Source organism: Bordetella genomosp. 11 (assembly GCF_002261215.1).
In the GTDB taxonomy this organism is placed as follows: domain Bacteria; phylum Pseudomonadota; class Gammaproteobacteria; order Burkholderiales; family Burkholderiaceae_B; genus Bordetella_C.
The window spans coordinates 4,371,894-4,392,167 of the sequence record NZ_NEVS01000004.1 but is presented as its reverse complement, the minus strand read 5'-3'; the positions used below and the strand labels follow the sequence as shown (position 1 = coordinate 4,392,167).

Annotated in this window: 18 protein-coding genes; 10 read left to right on the top strand and 8 right to left on the bottom strand. The window is 67.7% G+C overall.

The genetic code is table 11. From position 1 onward, the window contains the following. Positions 1 to 4 precede the first annotated feature (4 nt). Complete coding sequence (locus tag CAL28_RS27440) at positions 5 to 1,165, bottom strand: formylglycine-generating enzyme family protein (RefSeq protein WP_094844151.1); 1,161 nt, start codon at positions 1,163 to 1,165, stop codon at positions 5 to 7. Positions 1,166 to 1,191: 26 nt separating this feature from the next. Then, the gene (locus CAL28_RS27435) at positions 1,192 to 2,814 is read right to left on the bottom strand and encodes an arylsulfatase (RefSeq protein ID WP_094844150.1); all 1,623 of its coding nucleotides are present in this window, start codon (positions 2,812 to 2,814) and stop codon (positions 1,192 to 1,194) included. 497 nt (positions 2,815 to 3,311) lie between these two features. Here CAL28_RS27435 and CAL28_RS27430 point away from each other — a divergent pair, with 497 nt between their 5' ends. Beyond that, complete coding sequence (locus CAL28_RS27430; protein WP_094844149.1) at positions 3,312 to 4,106, top strand: sulfite exporter TauE/SafE family protein; 795 nt, start codon at positions 3,312 to 3,314, stop codon at positions 4,104 to 4,106. 33 nt (positions 4,107 to 4,139) lie between these two features. Here the strand turns inward: CAL28_RS27430 and CAL28_RS27425 are convergent, their stop codons facing one another. The 4 genes from CAL28_RS27425 to CAL28_RS27410 are packed head-to-tail and all read right to left on the bottom strand — an operon-like array spanning position 4,140 to position 7,304. After that, positions 4,140 to 5,468, bottom strand: coding sequence for an FAD/NAD(P)-binding oxidoreductase (locus tag CAL28_RS27425; protein ID WP_440588449.1), 1,329 nt, complete (start codon positions 5,466 to 5,468; stop codon positions 4,140 to 4,142). 26 nt (positions 5,469 to 5,494) lie between these two features. Next, complete coding sequence (locus CAL28_RS27420) at positions 5,495 to 5,929, bottom strand: DUF6691 family protein (RefSeq protein WP_094844148.1); 435 nt, start codon at positions 5,927 to 5,929, stop codon at positions 5,495 to 5,497. Further along, positions 5,926 to 6,363, bottom strand: coding sequence for a YeeE/YedE family protein (locus CAL28_RS27415; protein WP_094844147.1), 438 nt, complete (start codon positions 6,361 to 6,363; stop codon positions 5,926 to 5,928). The genes CAL28_RS27420 and CAL28_RS27415 overlap by 4 nt, the downstream gene beginning before the upstream one ends. 2 nt (positions 6,364 to 6,365) lie before the next feature. After that, positions 6,366 to 7,304, bottom strand: a complete 939-nt coding sequence (locus CAL28_RS27410) for an MBL fold metallo-hydrolase (protein WP_094844146.1) — start codon at positions 7,302 to 7,304, stop codon at positions 6,366 to 6,368. A 133-nt stretch (positions 7,305 to 7,437) separates the two neighbouring features. On the opposite strand from CAL28_RS27410, the gene CAL28_RS27405 reads away from it, so the two are divergent. Both CAL28_RS27405 and CAL28_RS27400 read left to right on the top strand, forming a co-directional pair. Beyond that, positions 7,438 to 8,082, top strand: coding sequence for a peroxiredoxin (locus tag CAL28_RS27405; RefSeq protein WP_094844882.1), 645 nt, complete (start codon positions 7,438 to 7,440; stop codon positions 8,080 to 8,082). Then, positions 8,079 to 8,531 (top strand): ArsR/SmtB family transcription factor, encoded by a 453-nt coding sequence (locus CAL28_RS27400; protein ID WP_217906602.1) that lies wholly within the window; start codon positions 8,079 to 8,081, stop codon positions 8,529 to 8,531. Before CAL28_RS27405 ends, CAL28_RS27400 begins: the two co-directional genes overlap by 4 nt. Positions 8,532 to 8,557: 26 nt before the next feature. On the opposite strand, the gene CAL28_RS27395 is transcribed toward CAL28_RS27400, so the two are convergent. Together CAL28_RS27395 and CAL28_RS27390 are read right to left on the bottom strand one after the other, a co-directional pair. After that, complete coding sequence (locus CAL28_RS27395) at positions 8,558 to 9,508, bottom strand: c-type cytochrome (RefSeq protein WP_094844145.1); 951 nt, start codon at positions 9,506 to 9,508, stop codon at positions 8,558 to 8,560. Beyond that, a complete protein-coding gene (locus CAL28_RS27390; RefSeq protein ID WP_094844144.1) occupies positions 9,501 to 10,253 on the bottom strand; it encodes a c-type cytochrome in 753 nt (250 codons plus the stop codon). The genes CAL28_RS27395 and CAL28_RS27390 overlap by 8 nt, the downstream gene beginning before the upstream one ends. A gap of 166 nt (positions 10,254 to 10,419) precedes the next feature. Here CAL28_RS27390 and CAL28_RS27385 point away from each other — a divergent pair, with 166 nt between their 5' ends. The 7 genes from CAL28_RS27385 (at position 10,420) to CAL28_RS27355 (ending at position 20,271) form a co-directional block, all read left to right on the top strand. Continuing rightward, positions 10,420 to 11,082, top strand: coding sequence for a response regulator (locus CAL28_RS27385; RefSeq protein ID WP_094844143.1), 663 nt, complete (start codon positions 10,420 to 10,422; stop codon positions 11,080 to 11,082). Beyond that, positions 11,079 to 12,422 carry an ATP-binding protein gene (locus CAL28_RS27380; protein WP_254926250.1) on the top strand — a complete coding sequence of 448 codons (1,344 nt, stop codon included), beginning with the start codon at positions 11,079 to 11,081 and terminating at the stop codon, positions 12,420 to 12,422. Before CAL28_RS27385 ends, CAL28_RS27380 begins: the two co-directional genes overlap by 4 nt. 18 nt (positions 12,423 to 12,440) lie before the next feature. Beyond that, positions 12,441 to 13,001, top strand: coding sequence for a cytochrome b (locus tag CAL28_RS27375; protein ID WP_094844141.1), 561 nt, complete (start codon positions 12,441 to 12,443; stop codon positions 12,999 to 13,001). A 178-nt stretch (positions 13,002 to 13,179) separates the two neighbouring features. Continuing rightward, entirely contained in the window at positions 13,180 to 15,870 is a 2,691-nt protein-coding gene (locus CAL28_RS27370; RefSeq protein ID WP_094844140.1) for a cation-translocating P-type ATPase, read from the top strand. Between the two features lie 43 nt (positions 15,871 to 15,913). Beyond that, positions 15,914 to 17,338 carry a 16S rRNA (cytosine(967)-C(5))-methyltransferase RsmB gene (gene rsmB / locus CAL28_RS27365; protein WP_094844139.1) on the top strand — a complete coding sequence of 475 codons (1,425 nt, stop codon included), beginning with the start codon at positions 15,914 to 15,916 and terminating at the stop codon, positions 17,336 to 17,338. A gap of 39 nt (positions 17,339 to 17,377) precedes the next feature. Beyond that, the gene (locus CAL28_RS27360; protein WP_094844138.1) at positions 17,378 to 17,962 is read left to right on the top strand and encodes a DUF4390 domain-containing protein; all 585 of its coding nucleotides are present in this window, start codon (positions 17,378 to 17,380) and stop codon (positions 17,960 to 17,962) included. Next, positions 17,959 to 20,271, top strand: a complete 2,313-nt coding sequence (locus CAL28_RS27355) for a sensor histidine kinase (RefSeq protein ID WP_094844137.1) — start codon at positions 17,959 to 17,961, stop codon at positions 20,269 to 20,271. The genes CAL28_RS27360 and CAL28_RS27355 overlap by 4 nt, the downstream gene beginning before the upstream one ends. Positions 20,272 to 20,274: the final 3 nt, after the last annotated feature.

The window sequence follows — 20,274 nt, the reverse complement described above, 5'->3', positions numbered from 1 at the left end:
GCGTCTATCGTCCGGCCAGGGCGCGCGCGGCGGCGGTCGGGCGACCGGCTTGCTGCTTCCATTGGGCGTCGTCCATCGCCAACCGGAAGCCGAGGTGCGACATGCTGTTGTAGGGATCGGTGCCGCGCCGGGCGCTGGGCCGATAGCTAAGGCAATACGACTCGTTGCAAAGGAAGGATCCGCCGCGGGTCACGCGCTTCGGCGCGTTGGCCGGCACGCCAGGCTCGTAGGGGTCGTAGCTATCGGTCGGGCCGCGGGGATCGACGATGGGCTTGCCCAGCGCCGCCTCGCGCGCGAACTGGTCGGCGCGATACCAATCGGCCACCCACTGCCATGCGTTGCCCGTCATGTCGGACAGTCCATAGCCGTTGGGCGGGAATGTCCCCACCGGGCTGGTGCCGGGGGAGGTCCGGGTATTGCCGGAAGCGACGGGAAAAGGTTGCTGCTGCTGCCCCTGCCATACATTGGCCATCTGTTTGCCGTCCGGCGCGAAGTCGTCGCCCCAGGCGTAAGTGGCCTGTTCCAATCCGCCGCGCGCGGCGTATTCCCATTCCGCTTCGGTCGGCAAGCGCTTGTGCGCCCAGTTCGCATAGGCCAGCGCATCCTCGTACGAGACCTGGACCACCGGATGATCGTCCTTTCCGTCGATGTTGCTGCCCGGGCCCAGGGGATGCCGCCAGTCCGCGCCCGGCACGTAGCGCCACCACAGCGCGATGTTATCCAGCGCGACGGGGCCCGACGTGCCGACGAACACCATGCCTCCGGCAACCAGGGCCGCGTCCGGCGGCCGCGGGGTGCCGGGCGGCAGCTGTACCCGCAATGTTTCCCAATCTGGCTTGCGCTCCGCCGTGGTCACATACCCGGTCGCTTCGACGAACCGGCGAAATTCCGCGTTGGTGACGTGATGCTGGTCGATCCAGTATCCGTGCACTTTCACCGGATGGGCCGGCCGCTCGTTCGGCTGGGCCGGGCGCGCGTCGCTGCCCATCTGGAAGGTCCCGCCTTCGATCCACACCATGCCGGCGGGACCGGAGACACCGTCGCCCACCCGCGGCTCGCGGTGTTCGCCGGACGCGAGGATACGGGAGGCGCCGATCGCCAGGCCGACGCCGATCAGGCTGGCCGCCGCCAGCAGCAGGTACCGTGATTTGGCCGCAAGCTTCATGGCTGGACTCCAGGAGGGCAGCAGGCTCAATTGCCCGCATGTGATTCCATGGCTCTTTGGATCTGTTCCTTGACGGCGTCCAGATTGAAGCTCGCGCCCCGTTGCATCGGCGGGAATTCGAGGGCCGTTTCAGCGAGCTTGGCGATCTCCTGTTGCACGAATTGGAAGCGCCAGAACTCGTAGATGAACCAGCTGTAGTAATTGAGCGATCCGCCGTTCGCGTTTGGAATGCCGGTCCGTTCGAAAGGATCCAGCCGCAGGTTGGACAGGATGGGCCAGTCGACTTTTATCGTTCCGCCCAGCCATCCGCTGGGCTGGTCCGTGAAGCGGTACTTGTAGTCGTCGATTCGCACCGCCGAAAGCGTGGTTTCCGTGAAGTAGATGATTTCGTGGCGCGCCGACGGTCCCTTGCCGGTGATGAGCGCGGTCTGGTCGTATCCATCCAGGTGGACCTTGTACGTCCTGTCGCCCAGTTGCTTGCCTTTTCTGAGTTCTTCGGCAATGTTCGGGTTTCCGGCGGCCGCGACGAAGGTCGGAAACCAGTCCATGCCGGACATGATGCCGTTTTCGACCTTGCCCGCCGGGACTTTGCCTGGCCAGCGCAGGATCGCCGGTACGCGGAAGCCGCCTTCCAGCGCCGTGCCCTTGCCGCCCGCGAACGGCGTCTGGCCGCCATCCGGCCAGGTGAAATTCTCCGCGCCGTTGTCCGTGGTGAACACGACGATGGTGTTGTCGTCGATGCCCAGGTCCTGCAATTTCTTCAGCACCAGGCCGACATCGTCATCGAGTTGCGCCATTCCGGCTTCATAGACGGACCAGCCGTTCTCGGGCGTCCGCATCTTTTGGTACTGCTCCGACAAATGCGTGACCACATGCATGCGCGTGGGATTGAGCCAGACGAAGAATGGCTTGCCGTCCGTATGCGCCTTGTCGATGAACTTCAAGGCGAAGTCGCGGATCTCGTTGTCCACGGTTTCCATGCGCTTCGGGTAGAGGGGGCCCGCGTCTTCGATTCTCTGCTTGCCGATCTTGCCCCAGCGCGGCTGAACGGTCGTATCGTCGGTGTCCGTGGCCCAGCTATGCACCATATTGCGCGGTCCGACCTTGTCCTTGAGTGCCTGCGGATAATTCGGATGGGCCGGGTCTTCCATCGCATCCAGGTGATAGAGGTAGCCGAAGAACTCATCGAACCCATGCACGGTCGGCAGGAACTTGTTGAGATCGCCCAGATGGTTCTTGCCGAACTGTCCCGTCGCGTAGCCCATGGATTTCAGGACCGTGGCAATGGTGGCCGCTTCCGCCGGAATGCCGAGTGGCGATCCGGCCTGCCCCACGGTCGTCAGGCCCGTGCGTATGGGTAACTCGCCGGTGATGAAGTTGGCCCTGCCGGCGGTGCAGCTGGCTTCCGCGTAATAGTCGGTGAAGCGCATTCCCTCCGTCGCCATCCTGTCCAGGTTCGGGGTCCTGCCGGCCATGATGCCCTGGTTGTAGGCGCCCACGTTGGACCAGCCGATATCGTCTCCCATGATGACGAGGATGTTGGGTGGGCGACCGTCGGACTGCGATTGGCTGCCGGTCTGGCATAGCGCCGGGGCGGCCCACAGCAGGGTCGCGGAAACGCACAGGCTCTCCAGAATTCGTTGCTTCATGTCAGCGCTCCTAGGTGGGTTTCACGCAGGAACCGGATCGAGAGCCGCGTAACCGTCCCGTATCCGCGTTCGGGGGGCGACATCGATTTATGAGAGCAGCAACAGTGAGGCTTCGTCAGGCAGCGCGGGCCGGGCCGGTAATGAGCCGAAAAGGAGGCGCCGCCGGATTGCTATACGCTGACATCGCGAAGGCTACGCGGCCGGCTTAGGGCGACGCAGCCTCGTTTACCCGGTCGTAGCCGTTAGTGGCTGCGCCTAACAACGTAGTCGAGCCGGGCGCATCCAGGCTCCCGCATCGAAGGGTCGGCGCCGGCGGTTTACGCCCTGCCGTGCCTGCCGCGGCCGCCCTGTGAGAAGAGGGCCTCTCGTTGGCCTCCGTGGGCATCGTCGCGAATATCGGATGCCGCCGGTGGGGCAAAGAGACACTTACGCGATCTTGATAAGTGGCTAATTATATTTAATAATAAGCTTATTTCCTGAAGTCATTAAATAGCGTCATGATCGCCACTCTGCTCGGCTTGTGTATCGGCATCTCGCTGGGGCTGACCGGCGCGGGCGGCGGCATACTCGCCGTCCCCGCCTTGATGTTCGGACTCGGCATGACCTTGGCCCAGGCAGCCCCGGTCGCCCTGATCGCCGTCGGCGCGGCCGCGGCGGTGGGGGCGGCGGAAGGCCTGCGCCGCGGGCTGGTCCGCTACAAAGCCGCGCTGCTCATGGCAGTCGCGGGCGGGCTTGCCGCCCCGGTCGGGCTCAGGCTGGCGCACCAGGTACCCCCGGCATGGCTGAACTGGGGATTCGCGGCGGTCATGCTGCTGGTCGCGGCGCGCATGTTCCGGCAGTCGCTGCCGCGTGCCGCCGGCGCCGGCCATACATCGGCGCCCACCGGCAAGGCGTGCCGGCTGTCGCCGGAAACGGGAAGGTTCGTCTGGACCCGGCGGGCGGCGACGACGCTGGGTTCGATCGGCGCGGCCTCCGGGCTATGCACGGGAATGCTGGGCGTGGGGGGCGGATTCATCATCGTGCCGGCGCTGGCCCATTTCAGCGACGCGCGCATGCACAGCATCGTTTCCACATCGCTGATGGTGATTGCGCTGGTATCGGCTGCGACCGTCGTCTCGGCGGCCGCGCATGGACTGTCGATCTCGGGCGCGCAGTGGGCTTTCGTCGCGGCGGCAGTCGCCGGCATGGCGGCCGGCCGTGTGCTGGCGCCCCGCGTGCCGCAGACGGCGCTGCAGCGGGTGTTCGCCGCGGTCTGCGCCGTCGTTGCCGCCGTGCTGATGTGGCGCGCCTGAGGCCCGGGCAATGTCCGGCTCGGCGGCGCTCGCTCAACTCTGCGCCGGCTCCAGGCGCCGCGGCGCGGTAAGCCATTCGCGGCCCTTGAGCATTCCCTTCCAATAGATCGCCGGCAGGGCCTCCGACTTCAGGTACCAGGCCAGGCGCGAAGGGCGCCGGCCATCGATCAACCATGTCGGGAAGCTGGGCAATAGCTTGCCACCATAGCCGAATTCGGCCAGCACGATCTTGCCTCGCTCGACGGTCAATGGGCAGGACCCGTAGCCATCGTAGGCGGCGGAAAGCGGCTTTTTTTCCAGGGTGGCGATGACATTCTCGGCCACGACGGGGGCCTGCTTGCGGGCCGCCGCGGCGGTCTTGGCGTTGGTCGTCCCGGCGGCGTCCCCCAGCGCGAAGATGTTGCTCCATCGCGCATGGCGCAGGGTTGCCGGGTCCACGTCGATCCAGCCGCTGGCCGCGGCCAGCGGGCTGGCGCGGATGAAATCGGGTGCCGTTTGCGGCGGGCACACGTGCAGCATATCGAACGGCTGTACCGTTTCCGTACGCTTGCCGTCGCCGTCGGTCCGCGCGAACGTCGCGGTCCGGCCCGGGCCGTCGACGGCCACCAGCGTGGATCCGAAGTTCAGCCCGATGCCATACCGCGTCACGTATTCCATCAATGCCGGCACATACGCCGGCACGCCGAACAGGACGCCGCCGGCGTTGTGAAACTCGATGCGCGTTTGCGCCAATGTGCCGTGCCTGCGCCAATGGTCGGCCGACAGGTACATGGCTTTCTGCGGCGCCCCCGCGCATTTGATCGGCATGGGCGGCTGGGTAAAGAGCGCCTTGCCGCCACGCAGTCCCTGTACGAGCTTCCAGGTATAGGGAGCAAGGTCATAGCGGTAGTTCGACGTCACGCCATGTTGGCCCAGCGCTTCGGCAAGGCCCGGGATGGCCTGCCAATCGAGCTTAAGACCGGGCGCGGCGACCAGGGCGCGGTACCGCATCCTGCTGCCGTCCTGCAGGAGCACCTCGTCGTTATCCGGATCGAATCCGGCGGCGGCCTGGCGTTCCCATGCGACGCCATCCGGGATCACCGAGCGCATCGGCCGCACGGTATGCGAAGGCGAGAATACGCCCGCGCCGACCAGGGTCCAGCCGGGCTGGTAATAATGCTCCGTGGCGGGTTCGATCAGGCAAATGCCCAATCGCGGGCGGCGCCGCAGCAGGCTGGCCGCGCAGGCGATGCCGCTGGAGCCGCCGCCGACGATCACGACGTCGAAGTGCCTGATGCCGCGTGGCGACGTGCCGTCCTTCGCGATCGGGGCTGGCGTGGCCGACGTTGGGCCGGATGCCGGCGCGCTTTCCTTGGTTTCCATACGCATGATTGCTCCGGGTAATGCTTTCAGGACCGGTCGCCGCGCGAGCCCGGGCGCGCCTGCCAGGCGCCCTGCAGGGCCATGCCTATCAGCATGGCGATCACGAAGAGAAAGAAGCGCGGATCCAATACCGTCAATGCCGCGATCGCGGGCCCCGGACACAAGCCCGCCAGGCCCCAACCGATCCCGAAGATGGCCGCGCCGGCCAGCAGGCGCATGTCGACCGGACCCCTGGGCGGGATCTGCAGCGGGTCGCCCAGGACCGTGCGGCCTCGCTTGCGCGCATACAGGTAGCCCAGGGCCGAGGGCACCAGCGCGGACGCCATGACCAGGGCCAGGGAGGGATCCCATGCGCCCGCGACATCCAGGAATGCCAGGACCCGCGCGGGATTCATCATGTCCGAGATGGCCAAACCGGCGCCGAACAGGGCCCCGCAAAACAGGGCGACGAGCCATTTCATGGGGTGCCTCCCGCGACATGCCGGACGATATATACGGTGATGGCCGCCGCCGCCATGAAGGTGATCGTGGCGGCGATGGAGCGCGGCGAAAGGCGGGCCAGGCCGCATACGCCATGGCCGCTGGTGCAGCCCGAGCCCATCCGCGTGCCGAAGCCGACCAGCAGGCCCGCGGCGGCGATCAGCGGCCAGGATGCCGTCATGGAAAGGACCGGCGACCTGACGAAATGGCTGGCGGCCACGGCGCCCAGCATCAAGCCGGCCAGGAATACGGCGGGCATGGCCTGCCATCGTCCCGCCGCGATGCCGGCGGCGGAGGCCGCCATCCCGGAGATTCCCGCGATGCGGCCGGCGAATACCAGGTATAGCGCGGCGGACAGGCCGATCAGCGTGCCGCCGACGACGGGCCAGAGCCAGAAAAGAGGTGCGGGTGCCATTGTCAGAGGACGTTCAGGGGAAGCTTGAGATAGCGCACGCCATTGGCTTCGGGTTCGGGCAGATGGCCGGCACGCATATTGACCTGCACGGAAGGCAATATCAGCCTGGGCATTGCAAGCCCGGCGTCGCGCTCGCGCCGCATCGCGACGAATGCGTCTTCGCCGATGCCTTCGCGCGCGTGGACGTTGCCGGTGCGTTCGGCGCCGATGGTGGTTTCCCAGGCGTAGGTGTCGCGGCCCGGCGCCTTGTAGTCGTGGCACAGGAATACGCGCGTCTCGTCGGGCAATGCCAGCAGGCGCCGGATCGACCGGTATAGCGTGCGGGCATCGCCGCCGGGAAAGTCACAGCGCGCCGTGCCGTAGTCCGGCATGAACAGGGTATCGCCGGTGAACACGGCGTCGCCGATCACATACGCCATGCAGGCCGGCGTGTGTCCCGGTACGTGCAGGGCAATGCCTTGCAGTGCACCGACGGAAAAGCGTTCGCCATCCTCGAACAGATGATCGAACTGGCTGCCGTCGCGGGCGAAATCCGACCCGGCGTTGAAGATCTTGCCGAAGACTTCCTGCACGGCGGTGATGTGCCGGCCGATGGCCAACCGGCCGCCGAGGCGCTGCTGCAGCAGGGGCGCGGCGGACAGGTGATCCGCGTGTGCATGGGTTTCCAGCTGCCATTGGGCGTGCAGTCCGTTTGCCCGCACATGGTCGGCGATCCGCGTGGCGGAGGTATCCGCGGTGCGGCCGCTGGCGGCATCGAAGTCGAGCACGCTATCGACGACGGCGCACCAGGACGAGTCGGGGTCGCGCACGATATGGCTGGCGGTGAACGTGGCTTCGTCGAAGAACGAATCGATGTGGGGCCGGGGCTGTTCGCCACGGCGCGCGGCATTGACGATCGCGATGGCCTCGCGCACCGAAGGGTCGGAGTGATGGGACGTCATGGCGACCTCCGGATCTCTTTGCAGGTGCTAATTACGCGATTAATGTAATATAGTAAATGTACCCAGTCCAGTTGTTTTTGGGTGCCTGCCGCCGGCGCGGTAGCATTGGCGCTCTTTCAGCCGCGTGATCGCCATGGACCTGTCCCCCTCGATTTCCCACCCTCCGCTGCGCATCAATGAACCGGCCCCGGGGTTCAAGGCGCGCACGACCATGGGCGAGGTCGCGCTGGGCGACTACCGCGGGCGATGGCTCCTGCTGTTTTCGCATCCCGCGGATTTCACTCCCGTCTGCACCAGCGAATTCATCGCCTTCGCCCAGGCCAAGCCGCGCTTCGACGCCTTGGGCTGCGACCTGCTGGCCTTGTCCGTCGATGGACTGTTTTCTCATCTCGCGTGGATCCACGATATCCATGCCCGGTTCGGCGTGAAGATCGACTTTCCCATCGTCGAGGACCCTTCCATGGCGATCGCGCGCGGCTACGGTATGGTCGACGCCGCCGCGGCGGACAGTTCGACGGCGCGCGCGACCTACGTGATCGACCCTGAGGGCATCGTGCGCGCCATGAGCTGGTATCCCGCGAATATCGGCCGTTCCATCGAGGAATTGCTGCGGCTGGTGGCCGCGCTGCAGACGGGCGACCGCGAGCGGGCGTCCACGCCGGAGGGCTGGCAGCCCGGCGAACGGCTGCTCGAACCGGCACCGGCCGATGCGGCCGCCGCGCTGGCCTGCGCGCCGGGTGAAGGCGAATCCTGGTACTTCCGCTGGAGAAAGCCGTGAACGGCGGCATGAGCGACGCCAAGGGCAACGCGCTGGACGCCATGAAGGCGGCGGTGCCCGAGGCCGCCGAGATCCTGCGGCTGCTCGCGCACCCCATACGGTTGCTGTTGCTGTGCGAGATCGCGCGCGAGGAATGTTCGGTGGCAACGCTGGAGCGTACCCTGGGCCTGCGGCAGCCGGGTCTTTCGCAGCAGTTGGCGGAGCTGCGCCAGAACGGCCTCGTGCGGACGCGGCACCAGGCCCGGTCGGTGTTCTACAGCATCGCGGATCCCCGCATCAAAACCCTGCTGGACTGCCTGTACGCGGTTTTCTGCGGCGGTCCCGCGGCGCCGTCCACGGGTGCGGACATCCCCGCGCCCACGCCGGCACCCACCCCCGCGGTCCGGCCGCAAGGTCCCGCCACGCCGGCCGACAGCGCCCGCTTCGCGCGGGTCGAACGCCAGGGTTGACCTATCCGCGGTTGGCGCCGGGCGCGCTATGGCGTGGCGCCGCGCAAGCGTCCGCCCGCAGGTGGCGCATGAGCCCCCAGCAATTGTCCATTGACCTCCAGGCCGTACAGGGAATCGCTGTCATCGTGATACTTCCTGCGGGTCTCGGCGACGTCGCCGCGATAGCGCGGATCCTGCGGACGCTCGTGCGCATTCATGAAATAGGCGACGTCCCAGGCCTCCTGCACCGACAGCAGGCCGCCCTGGCCCAGCGGCATATTGGCCTTGATGAAGCCCGCGGCGTTGCCCAGCTGGTGCATGCCGGCGCCCCAGTTGAACGAATCCGCGCCCCAAAGGGCGGGAAATACCCAGCGACCGTCCTGGGTTTTACGGCCTTCGCCGTTGGCACCGTGGCATAGCGCGCAGTTCTGCCCGTAGACTTCCTGCCCGCGCAGGTAGTCGGCCTTCAGGGCCGGCTGCGGCAGCTTGGGATAACCCTGGCCGGATAGCTTCACGCCGGTCGGCGCCTCGCTTGCCAGCCAGAACATATAGGTCTGCAGCGCGGTCATGATCGGATCGTCCTGCGGCGGCGCCTTGCCGTTCATGCTGTACATGAAACAGCCCTGGATTCTCTCGGCCAGGGTATTCACGTGCTTGTTCTTGCTGCGATACGCGGGGTAGACCACGTACGCCGCCCACATGGGCGCGGAGTCCGGCCGCCGGCCGGCATCGAGGTGGCAACTGGCGCAGTTCAGGTTGTTGCCGACGTACTGGGCCGCGCGCCCGGGCGTGTTCATGAAGATCCGCTCGCCTTCCCGCACGACCTTGCCGAATTCGTTATCCGGTATGGCCGACTCCGGCGGGGGCTGGAAGACGGGCGCTTTCCCGGCGGCCAGGGCGGCAAGTGGCAGGGCCAGGACGGCTGCGGCGACGATGCGCGCGAAGGACGGGCGGTATGCGCCGCGTGCCTCGCGGTCGGCCGGTGCGGTGTCACTCATGTTTGTCTCCCGCTTTAGCCGTGACGCCGGCCGATGTTCCCGGCAGGCCGGCGTAATACGCCGAGACGGCATCGATGTCCTGGGGGCTTAGCCGCGTGGCGATCGCTGGCATCAGGCCCAGCGGCAGCGGCGAACGGCGTCCCGCCTGCCAGGCCTTCAACTGGTTCGCCAGGTAATCCGCGGACTGTCCCGCCAACGCGGGAATGGCCGCGCCGACGCCCACGCCGCCCGGGCCATGGCACTGGTTGCATGCGGGCAGATTCTTGCCCCAATCTCCCCGCGTAGCCAGCCACGCGCCGCGCTGGGCGGGCGTAACGGCCGCGTCGGCGGAAGCCTCTACCGCCGCGGCGGAATAGGGCGGCGGCAGGCCGGCGTAATACGCTGCTACGGCCTTGCGTTGCGTCGGGTCCAGGCCTTTGGCGATCGGGGCCATGAGCGGGCTGGGCCGCACGCCGTCGGCGATGTCATCCAACTGCTTGGCGAGATACTCCGCGCCTTGCCCGGCAAGGCGGGGAAAGCCGCCCGCCGGGTTGCCTTCGCCCTTCGCGCCGTGGCAGGCCGCACAGGCCGCCACGCCATTGATGCCGTTGTCGGCGATGCCGCGTCCGGTCTGCACGCCATCCGCCGCAACGGCCAGGCCGCCGGACGCGGCGGAACAGGCCAGCAGCAGCGCGGCGCATCGTCGGTATGTCGTCCGGCGCGGCGCTTCCTGGCGCGGCGGCGTGCCCGTGGGTTGTCCCTTCATTCCTGTCCCCTGCTTGCGATTTTTTCGTATATTACATTCGATAATAAATATATATCCATATGGAATTAGCAGGCGCCGCGCCGCCCGGGACGGCGCCTTCCTAAGTCGGCGCTAAGTATTCGCCGCTAAGCTGCCGACCGATGAACCAAGAACCGGAATTCCAGGCATGAGAGTCCTGCTGGTCGAAGACGACCCCATGATCGCTTCTGCCGTCCTGATCGCCTTGCGCGACGCGGCTTATGCCGTCGACCACGTGGCGGACGGCGAGGCCGCCCTGGTGGCGGTTGCCACGCATGACTACGATTTCATGCTGCTGGATCTGGGCCTGCCGGGCCGCGATGGTTTGGGCGTGCTGGCCGAACTCAGGCGCCGGGGCGACACGCTGCCCGTGCTGGTCATCACGGCGCGCGACGCGCTCGCGGATCGCGTTGCCGGCTTGGACATGGGCGCGGACGACTACATCGCCAAGCCTTTCGAAACCGCGGAGCTGGTGGCTCGCATGCGGGCCGTCATGCGCCGCCAGGCAGGCAGTGCCGCGTCCGTGCTGACCAACGGCCACCTCAGCCTGGACCTGGTGCGCCGCGTGGCCGCCATCGACGGGCAGGAGATCCGGCTGACCGCGAAAGAGTTCGCGCTGCTGCAGGCCCTGATGCTGCGTCCGGGGGCCATTCTGTCGCGCCACGAGCTGGAAGAGCGGGTCTACGGCTGGAACGAGCAGGTTGAAAGCAATGCCGTCGAATACCTTATCCACGGCCTGCGCCGCAAGCTGGGCAGCGCGGCCATACGCAATGTCAGGGGGCTGGGATGGAGCGTCGCGAGCGCCCGATGAAGGTTTCGCTACAGGTTTACCTGTCCTGTTGGCTGGCCGCCATCGTCGCCGTCGCGGCGGTGCTCGCGGGCGTGTCTTCCTTCTTCACCGCCATTCATGAGGCGAATGAATACCAGGACGCGCAGCTGCGGCAGGTTGCCGCGCTGATGGACCAGAACGCGCTCTCGCCCATGGCGCCGGCGATGCCGTTCGCCAACGATCACGAGATGCGCAAGCGCGCGGTGGTGATCCAGTTGCTGGATCGAGGACAAGCCCGCGCCGCGGCATGGCCGGGCAGCCTGAGCCTGCCCGACGATCTGCCCGACGGCTTCCAGACCCTGGATGCGAACGGCGCCCGCTGGCGCTTCTACGTCACCCAGCTGCGGTCCGGCGAAAGGCTGGCCGTCGGCCAGCGCACCGCCGCGCGCGATGAGCTTGCGCGCGGCAGTGGGTGGCGCACGCTGGTCCCTTTCATGATCCTGATTCCCGTGCTGATCGCCGCGATCGCCTTGATGATACGGCGCGGCCTGTTGCCGGTCTCGCGCCTGGCGCGCGGCATCGACGCCCGCATCCATCATGATCTGCGTCCCTTGGACGACACGCAGGTGCCGCGCGAGATCCGGCCCTTTGTCGCGTCGATCAACGGCCTGCTGGGCCGCGTGCGCGAGTCCATGGAAATGCAGCGGCGTTTCGTGGCCGATGCGGCGCACGAGCTGCGCTCGCCGCTTGCGGCCATGTCGGTGCAGCTGGACAACGTGTCGGCCGCGCAGGTATCGCCGGACGCCGCCGCGCGCCTGGCGGAGTTGCGCGGCGGCCTGCGGCGCACGATCGCGCTGGCCGAGCAGTTGCTGTCACTGGCGCGTTCGCAGGACGCCGCGCCGCGGCCGGCGCCGTTGATCGATGCGAAAGCCGTGATATCGCGCGTCGTGGAAGACTTATTGCCGATGGCCGAAGCCCGATCCATCGACCTGGGCGTGCAGGTGGACGATGCCGTGCGGATCGCCGCGACGCCGGTCGACCTGGCCACCCTCGCGCGCAACCTGCTGGACAACGCCATCCGCTATACCCCCGCGGGCGGCCGCGTCGATCTGCGCCTGCGCGGCGACAGCTCGGGAACGGTGCTGGAGGTCGAGGACAACGGCCCCGGTATCGCGCCGGCGGAACGCGACCGCGTCTTCGACCGCTTCTACCGGATCGTCGGCAGCCGCCAAAGCGGATCCGGCCTGGGTCTCTCGATCGTCGCGGCCATCGTGAACCGCTGGCAGGCCCGCATCGCATTGTCCGATGCCCATGCATCGCCCCCCGTCGGCCTGAAGGTCAGGATCGACATTCCTCCCTATCCCATCAACAGTACGAACTGAGCCCGCTCACCAGACGCCATGTCCAATACAACCTTCCATGCGCCGGCCGCCGCGTTGGCCGCGCCCCGCTACGATCGGCTATCGATCGCTTTCCATTGGCTGACCGCCGTGCTCGTGGGCCTGGCCTATCTGGCCATCGAAATCCGCGGTCCGTCCGGTACCGCCTCACGGTCGCTGTGGACGTCCGTGCATATGGGCGCGGGCCTTTCCGTCCTGACGCTGTCGGTGGCGCGGCTGGCCTGGCGGGCCTTCCGGCGCGCGCCCCCGCCCGCGAACGAGACGCCGCTGCTGCGCCGCCTGGCCGCTGCCGCGCACGCGGCCCTGTATATCTTCCTCGTGGCACAACCCATACTGGGCATACTGATGCTGAACACAGGCGGCTACCCGGTGGTCGTCCCGGGCCTGGGGTGGTCCATCCAGGTTGTGCCGGCCTGGCCGCTGCTGCATGGCGTCATCAAGGAAGCGCATGAGCTGATCGGCAACGCCTTTTATTTCGTCATCGGGGCGCATGCGCTGGCGGCGCTATGGCATCACTTCGTCGTCAGGGACGATACGCTGCGCCGCATGGCGCCCCGCTAGGGCGCGGGCCGGCGCCGGCGGGCAGGATCGGCCTCGGCCTTGTTCGAGATCAATAACGCCCGGCGCGCGGGGCGGTACACATGGGGCACCGGCCGCGAACGCTCAGGTCGCTGCATCCCCATCGGCAGCGCAAGGACCTGGACCCGCGGCACATCCATCGTGAAGAGCGAGCCAACCTATGGATCAGCCGTTAGGCCTGGACGGCGCTGCCGGCATGGCGGTGCCCGATCGTCCCCACACCCTGGGGGTGACGGAGCTGCTCCATCGGCTGCGCGTCGCCAGCGCAGAGGGGCTGCGGGACGAGGACGTCCCCGCGCGGCGCCAGCGTTTCGGGCCGAACATCATCGCCTCGCCGCGCGCCGCCAGCATGACCCGGTTGCTGCTGCATCAATTCAAAAGCCCCGTGGTCTGGCTGCTGGGCGGCGCGGCCGCGCTCGGCTTTTATTTCGGCGAGCTGGAAGAGGGCTTTACCATCGCGGCCGTACTCGTCGTCAATGCCCTGATCGGTTTCGCCACGGAATTGAAGGCCACGCGCTCGATAGAGGCGCTGCGCGCGCTGGGTGGCCGTACCGCGCGCATCCGGCGCGATGGCCGGGTGCGCCTGGTCCCGGCGGAGGAACTCGTGCCAGGCGATATCGTCCTGCTGGATGCCGGAGACGCGGTGACGGCGGACGTGCGCCTGATCGAAGCGTCGCGCCTTGCCGCCGACGAATCCGCCCTGACCGGCGAATCGATCCCGGTCGACAAGCAGGTGAATCCGGTGGTCGCGGACGCGCGCATAGGCGATCGCGCATGCATGCTGTTCAAGGGCACCGCCGTCACGCGCGGCAGCGGCGCCGGGGTCGTGGTCGCCACCGGCTTGTCGACCGAGCTCGGGAAAGTGACGCGACTGGTCGTGGATGCCCATCCGGGCGATTCGCCGCTGGAGCGCCATCTGGCCCGGCTGTCCGCGCAGCTGTGCTGGGTGACGCTGGCCGTCGCGGCCGCCATCGGCACCGCAGGGCTGCTCGCGGGCCGGGCCGCCTTCACCATGATCGAGGCCGCCATCGCGCTGGCCGTGGCGGCCATACCGGAGGGCCTTCCCATCGTCGCGACGCTGGCCCTCGCGCGCGGGATGTGGCGCATGGCGCGGCAGAACGCGCTTGTGGAGCGGTTGTCCGCGGTAGAGACCCTGGGGGCGACGACTGTCATCCTGACTGACAAAACCGGTACCTTGACCGAGAACCGCATGACGGTGCGCCGGCTGTGCGTCGGTTCCGGCGATGTGGACCTGGCGCCCGCCCGCCCGAAGGCAGGAGAGCGCCCCTGGCCGGCCGACGACGCCCAGGTCGCGGCGCTGCTGCGGGTGGGGGTGCTTTGCAACGATGCCCACCTGGACCGTGCCGACGGTAGCGGCGGCACGGGCGACCCCATGGAGGTCGCCCTGCTGCGCGCCGGGCTGGAGGCGGGCATCAGGCGCGCTGCGTTGCTGCGCGGCCATCCCGCCGTCCAGAAGCATGCCTTCGATCCCGCCACGAAAATGATGGCGACCATACACAAAAGCGGGGACGGGTATCTGTTTTCGGTGAAGGGCGCGCCCGAGGCGGTCGTTGCCGCCGCAACGCGCGCGATGGGCATCGAGGGCGAAGCGGCGCTCGATGATGCCATGCGGGCCGAGTGGCTGGCCCGTGCCGACCAGCTCGGCCGGCACGGGCTGCGCGTGCTGGCCTGCGCGATGAAGATGGATACCCGCGCGGACGGCGAACCCTACGCCGGGCTGGTGCTGCTGGGCCTGATCGGCCTGGAGGATCCCGCTCGCGCCGATGTGCCGCAGGCGATCCGGGACTGCCGTCAGGCCGGCATCCGCGTCGTCATGGTGACGGGCGATCACGCGGTGACCGCGGCCAGCATCGGTCGCGCCGTCGGATTGGATGCCGATGCCGCGCGTATCGTCGAGGGCAGGCGCGTCGCGCACCTGATCGCGGAGGGCTGGCCCGCTTTGCGCGGGATCGGCATCTTCGCCCGCGTAAACCCGGCTGAAAAGCTGGCCCTGGTCAAGGCGTATCAGGCCGCGGGCGAGATCGTCGCCATGACGGGCGACGGCGTCAACGACGCGCCCGCCTTGCGGCAGGCCGATATCGGTGTCGCCATGGGCCTGCGCGGTACCGACGTCGCACGCCAGGCAGCCGCCATGGTCCTGCTTGACGATGCCTTTCCCACCATCGTCAAGGCGATCCGCGAGGGCAGGGTCATCTACGGCAATATCCGCCGCTTTGTCGTTTACCTGCTGTCATGCAATTTCGGCGAAGTCATGGCCGTCGGGCTGGCGGTGTTGACGGGGCTGCCTTTGCCGCTGCTGCCGTTGCAGATTCTTTATCTCAACCTGGTCACCGATGTATTCCCGGCCTTCGCGCTGGCGATGGGCGAGGGCGAGGCCGGCGTCCTGCGCCGCGCGCCGCGCGATCCCCGCCAACCGATACTGGGTCGGCGGCAATGGCTGGCGATCGTTCTATACGGAACCGCATTGAGCGCCAGCACGTTCGGCGCACTGGCCGCGACGCGCTGGCTGGGCCTGGACGCGCGGCAATCGGTCACGGTGACATTCCTGACCCTGGCCTTCGCCCAGCTATGGCATGTGCTGAATATGCGCGGCGCGGGATCCGGACCGGTCGTGAACGAAATCACGCGGAACCGCTGGCTATGGGGCGCGCTGCTGCTGTGCGCCGTGCTGCTGGCAGTTCCGCCTTATCTGCCTGCCGCGGCCTCCTTGCTGCAGATCGCCCCGCCATCCGCCGGCATGTGGTCGGTCATCGTCGCATTCAGCGTGGCGCCCCTGCTGCTCGCGCAAGCGGTCTTATGGGGAATAGGCCGCCGGCGCGCCGCCCGGTGAGCAGGTACCATTAGGGGTTCTGCATACCGGTCTTCCCCGTCCCATGTCCGACTCCACATCCTCGCCGGCGGCCGTCGCCGCCCCATTGCGCGATTTGCTCGCGGAAAGTGCCGGCGTTGTGCGAGCCGTGTTGGCGGGGCGGTCCATGACGGACGCCATCGGACAGGTACCCGCGCCATTGCGCGCCGGCACGCAGGCTCTGTCCTTCCATACCATGCGCCGGTTGGGCGAGGCGCGTGCGGCGCGCCGCATCCTGGTCCCGCGCACGCCGCCAGAACCCCTGGCCGAAGCCCTGTTGCTGGTCAGCCTGGCCCTGCTGCTGCCCGGCCCCACGGGCGCGGCGGCGATCGAACACGCGCCACAGGCGCCCTTTTACGTGCCGCCCGGGATTACCCAAGCGATCGCGCCAGAGACCGCCGGGACGCCTGCCGCCGGGGCGCCCGCCTATGCCCCGTACACGGTGGTCGACCAGGCGGTGGAAGCTGCCGGGCGCCTGCCTCGGGTGGCGCCCCTGAAAGGGCTGGTCAACGGTGCCTTGCGGTCTTTCCTGCGTGACCGCGACACTTTGCTGCCGCAACTGAGCCGCCAGATCGAGGCACGCTGGAATCACCCGCAGTGGTGGGTGGACAAGCTGCGCTCGGCCTATCCCGATGCATGGGAATCGATTCTGGCGGCGGCCAACGTGCCCGCACCCATGACGCTGCGCGTGAACTGCCGCCGCGCGACGCGCGAACAGGTACTGGCTGCGTTCCTGGCGGCCGGCGTCGACGGCCAGCCGGCCGGCGCGGCCGGCATCGTCCTGGCCCAGCCCCGGCCTGTGCAGCGTTTGCCGGGTTTCGAGGACGGCTGGTGGTCCGTGCAGGACGCGGGCGCGCAGCTGGCGGCGCCGTTGCTGGGCGTCAAGGACGGCATGCGCGTGCTCGACGCGTGCGCCGCGCCGGGCGGCAAAACGGCGCATCTGCTCGAACTGGCCGATATCGATTTGCTGGCTCTCGATGCCGACGCGGGGCGGCTGCGGCGCGTCGGCGACAATCTGCGCCGCCTGGGCCTGGATACGCCACGCGTGTCGCTGCGCGCGGGCGATGCCGCCAACCCGGATGACTGGTGGGACGGGCAGCCATTCGACGCGGTGCTTGCCGATGTGCCGTGCACGGCATCCGGCATCGTGCGGCGCCACCCCGATATCCGTTGGTTGCGGCGGCCCGATGATGTCCCGCGCACCGTCAAACTGCAGACGCGCATCGTCGACGCGCTGTGGCGCACTGTCGCGCCGGGCGGGCGACTGCTGTATGTCACTTGCTCGGTCTTCCCGGAAGAAGGCGAACGCCAGGCCGCCGCGTTCGCCGCGCGCCATGCCGACGCCCGCCGCCTGGAGGCGCCGGGGCAACTGCTGCCAGTGGCCGCCGGCGCAACAGAAACGGCGCAGCATGACGGCTTTTTCTATGCCTTGTTTGCCAAGGCCACCTGAATCGCCAAGAATAGTAGGGTCGCAGCGCTGATTCCTCGTATGCCCATTTCCACGCGCCTGTTTCTTTTGTTGCTGGCCACCGTGCTCTCGCTGCCCTGGGCGGTCACGGCGCGGGCGGCCGACCCCAGGGTCGTCAATGTCGACCCCGTCATCCGCAACGGCAAGGTCGAAATCGATGCGGACATCCGCTTCGAATTGAACGACCAGCTGCGCGAGGCCGCGGAACGGGGCGTTCCCCTCTATTTCACCGCCGACATCGTCATCACGCGTTCGCGCTGGTGGTGGCTCGATACCACCGTGGCCGATACCAGCATGACGTGGCGTATCATCTATAACGCCCTGACCCGGCAGTGGCGCGCCGGTGTCGGAGAGCTGAACCTGCCGGTGCAGTCCCTGGACGCCGCGATGGACATGGTGCGGCATATACGCGGCTGGCCCGTGGCCGACGCCGGCGATCTGTCCACGGGTGTCCGCTACGACGGCCGCCTGCGCCTGCGGCTGGACACCTCCATGCTGGCCCGGCCCTTCCAGGTCAACGCATTGAACAGCAGCTCGTGGTCCGTGGCCACGCCCTGGAAGGACTTCGATTTCGCCATCGCCGATCCATCGGGGGACAAGCGATGAGAATGCTCCTGCGCATCGCCTTGGTCGCGGGCGCGCTGGCGGGCATGCTGTTGCTGGGGCTGTTGGCCTGGTCCACCGGCAATGCCTCGCGCCTGGCCCGCTACTACGATGCCTTGCTGCTGTTGAACGGTGTGGTCGCGCTGGCGCTGTTCGCCTGGGTCGTGGCGCTGACGGTCAAGCTGGTGCGGCAGATACGGCGGCGTCAGTTCGGGGCGCGGCTCACGGCGCGCTTCGCGCTGGCCTTCACATTGATCGGCGTGGTGCCGGGCGCCCTGATCTACACCTTGTCCGTGCAGTTCATGTCGCGGTCCATCGAGTCCTGGTTCAACGTGCGGGTCGATAGCGCGCTGGAATCGGGCCTGAACCTGGGCCGCGCCGCGCTGGACTCGCTGCTGGCCGACCTGGACGCCCGGGCCCGTTCCATGGCCACGGAATTGAACCGCTCCAGCGATACCAATATCGCCCTGACGCTGACCCGCCTGCGCGAAGCCAATGGCGTGCAGGAAGCGATGGTGTTCACCGGCGGTGGCCGGATGATCGCCTTTTCGACGAATCAATACGGCCAATTGCTGCCCGAGCTGCCGCCCGCCACGGTCCTGAATCAGTTGCGGCTGTCGCGCGGCTATTCCGCCGCCGAGGCCGACGACCCGCTGGACCGCGGCCAGGGCGGCCTGCACTTGCGGGTGGTGATCCCGCTGGTCGCGCCCGATCGCTTCGACACGCTGGGCAACTCCGGGGGCGAACCGCGCTGGCTGCAACTGATCCAGCCCGTGCCGGAGCAGATCGCGCACAATGCCAACCGCGTGCAGCAGGGCTTTCGCGATTACCAGGAACTGGCGATCTCACGGCTGGGGCTGCGCAAGCTCTATGGCATCACCCTGACGCTGGCGCTGCTGGTTTCCGTATTCGCCGCCATTGCCGTGGCGCTGTCGCTGTCCAAGCGGCTGGTGCGTCCGCTGTTGCGGCTGGCGGCCGGCACGCAGGCGGTCGGCATCGGCGACTACCGCCCCTTGCCCGAGCCGCCCGAACGCGACGAGGTCGGCCAGCTCACGCGCTCCTTCAACGCCATGACGCGGCAGCTGGACGAGGCGCGCCGCATGGTCGAAAGCAACAGGCAGCAGCTCGAACGTTCGAACGTATATCTGGAAAGCGTGCTGTCCAACCTGTCCTCCGGTGTCCTGGTCTTCGATGAAAGCTTTCGCGTCACCACGGTCAACCAGGGCGCGCAGACCATCCTGCAGGCGGACCTGCGGTCGGTAATCGGCAGGCCGCTGGAAACCGTGGAGGGCATGCTGCCGTTCGCGCAAATCGTGCGGCAGGCGTTCGCCGCGCATACCGCGGTGGGGTCCGAGCGCCTGCACTGGCAGCAGCAGTTCGAAATCCAGCTCAGTCCGGCCGCGCATCCGGCCGGCGCGCCGCAGACCGTCACGCTGCTCGCGCGCGGTACGCACTTGCGCGTGGACGGACGCGGCAACGGCTACCTGGTGGTGTTCGACGACATCACCGAACTGATGTCGGCCAATCGCGCGGTGGCCTGGGGCGAGGTCGCGCGCCGGCTGGCCCATGAGATCAAGAACCCGTTGACGCCCATCCAGCTTTCCGCGGAACGCCTTGCCATGAAGCTGGCCGACAGGCTCGAGCCCAACGACCGCCGCATGCTGGAGCGTTCCACCAACACCATCGTCAACCAGGTCTCGTCGCTGAAGCACATGGTGGACGATTTCCGCGAGTTCGCGCGCACGCCGCCGGCCGTCATGAAGCGCATCGATTTCAACGACCTGGTGGCCGATGTGTTGTCCTTGTACGGCTGGGATCCGGTGGAAGGCGTGTTGCGCGATCACGTGAATTCCCTCAACCTTGAGGTCGAGCTCGAACCGGGCCTGCCGGCCATCGAAGGCGATCCCACGCAATTGCGCCAGGTCATACACAACCTGCTGGCCAATGCGCGGGACGCCATCGTGGACCAAAAGGACGGCAAGGTGCGCGTGTCGACGCAATTGACCCGTGCGCGCCAGGGCGATGGCGAGGAGCAGCTGGCGCTGCGGTTCACGGTGGCCGACACCGGGCCGGGGTTCTCTCCGCAGGTCATGCAGCGGGCTTTCGAACCTTATGTCACCACCAAGTCGCACGGGACTGGGTTAGGATTGGCGATTGTCCGCAAGATCGTTGAAGAGCACGGCGGGCGTATCGATCTCGCGAACCGCCGCGAGGGCGGTGCCCGCATTTCGATACTGTTGACCCGCCTGGCGGGCGGAGTCGATACTCTGGACGCAACCGCACAACAACAGGATAATGCGGCTACGCAATAGGTG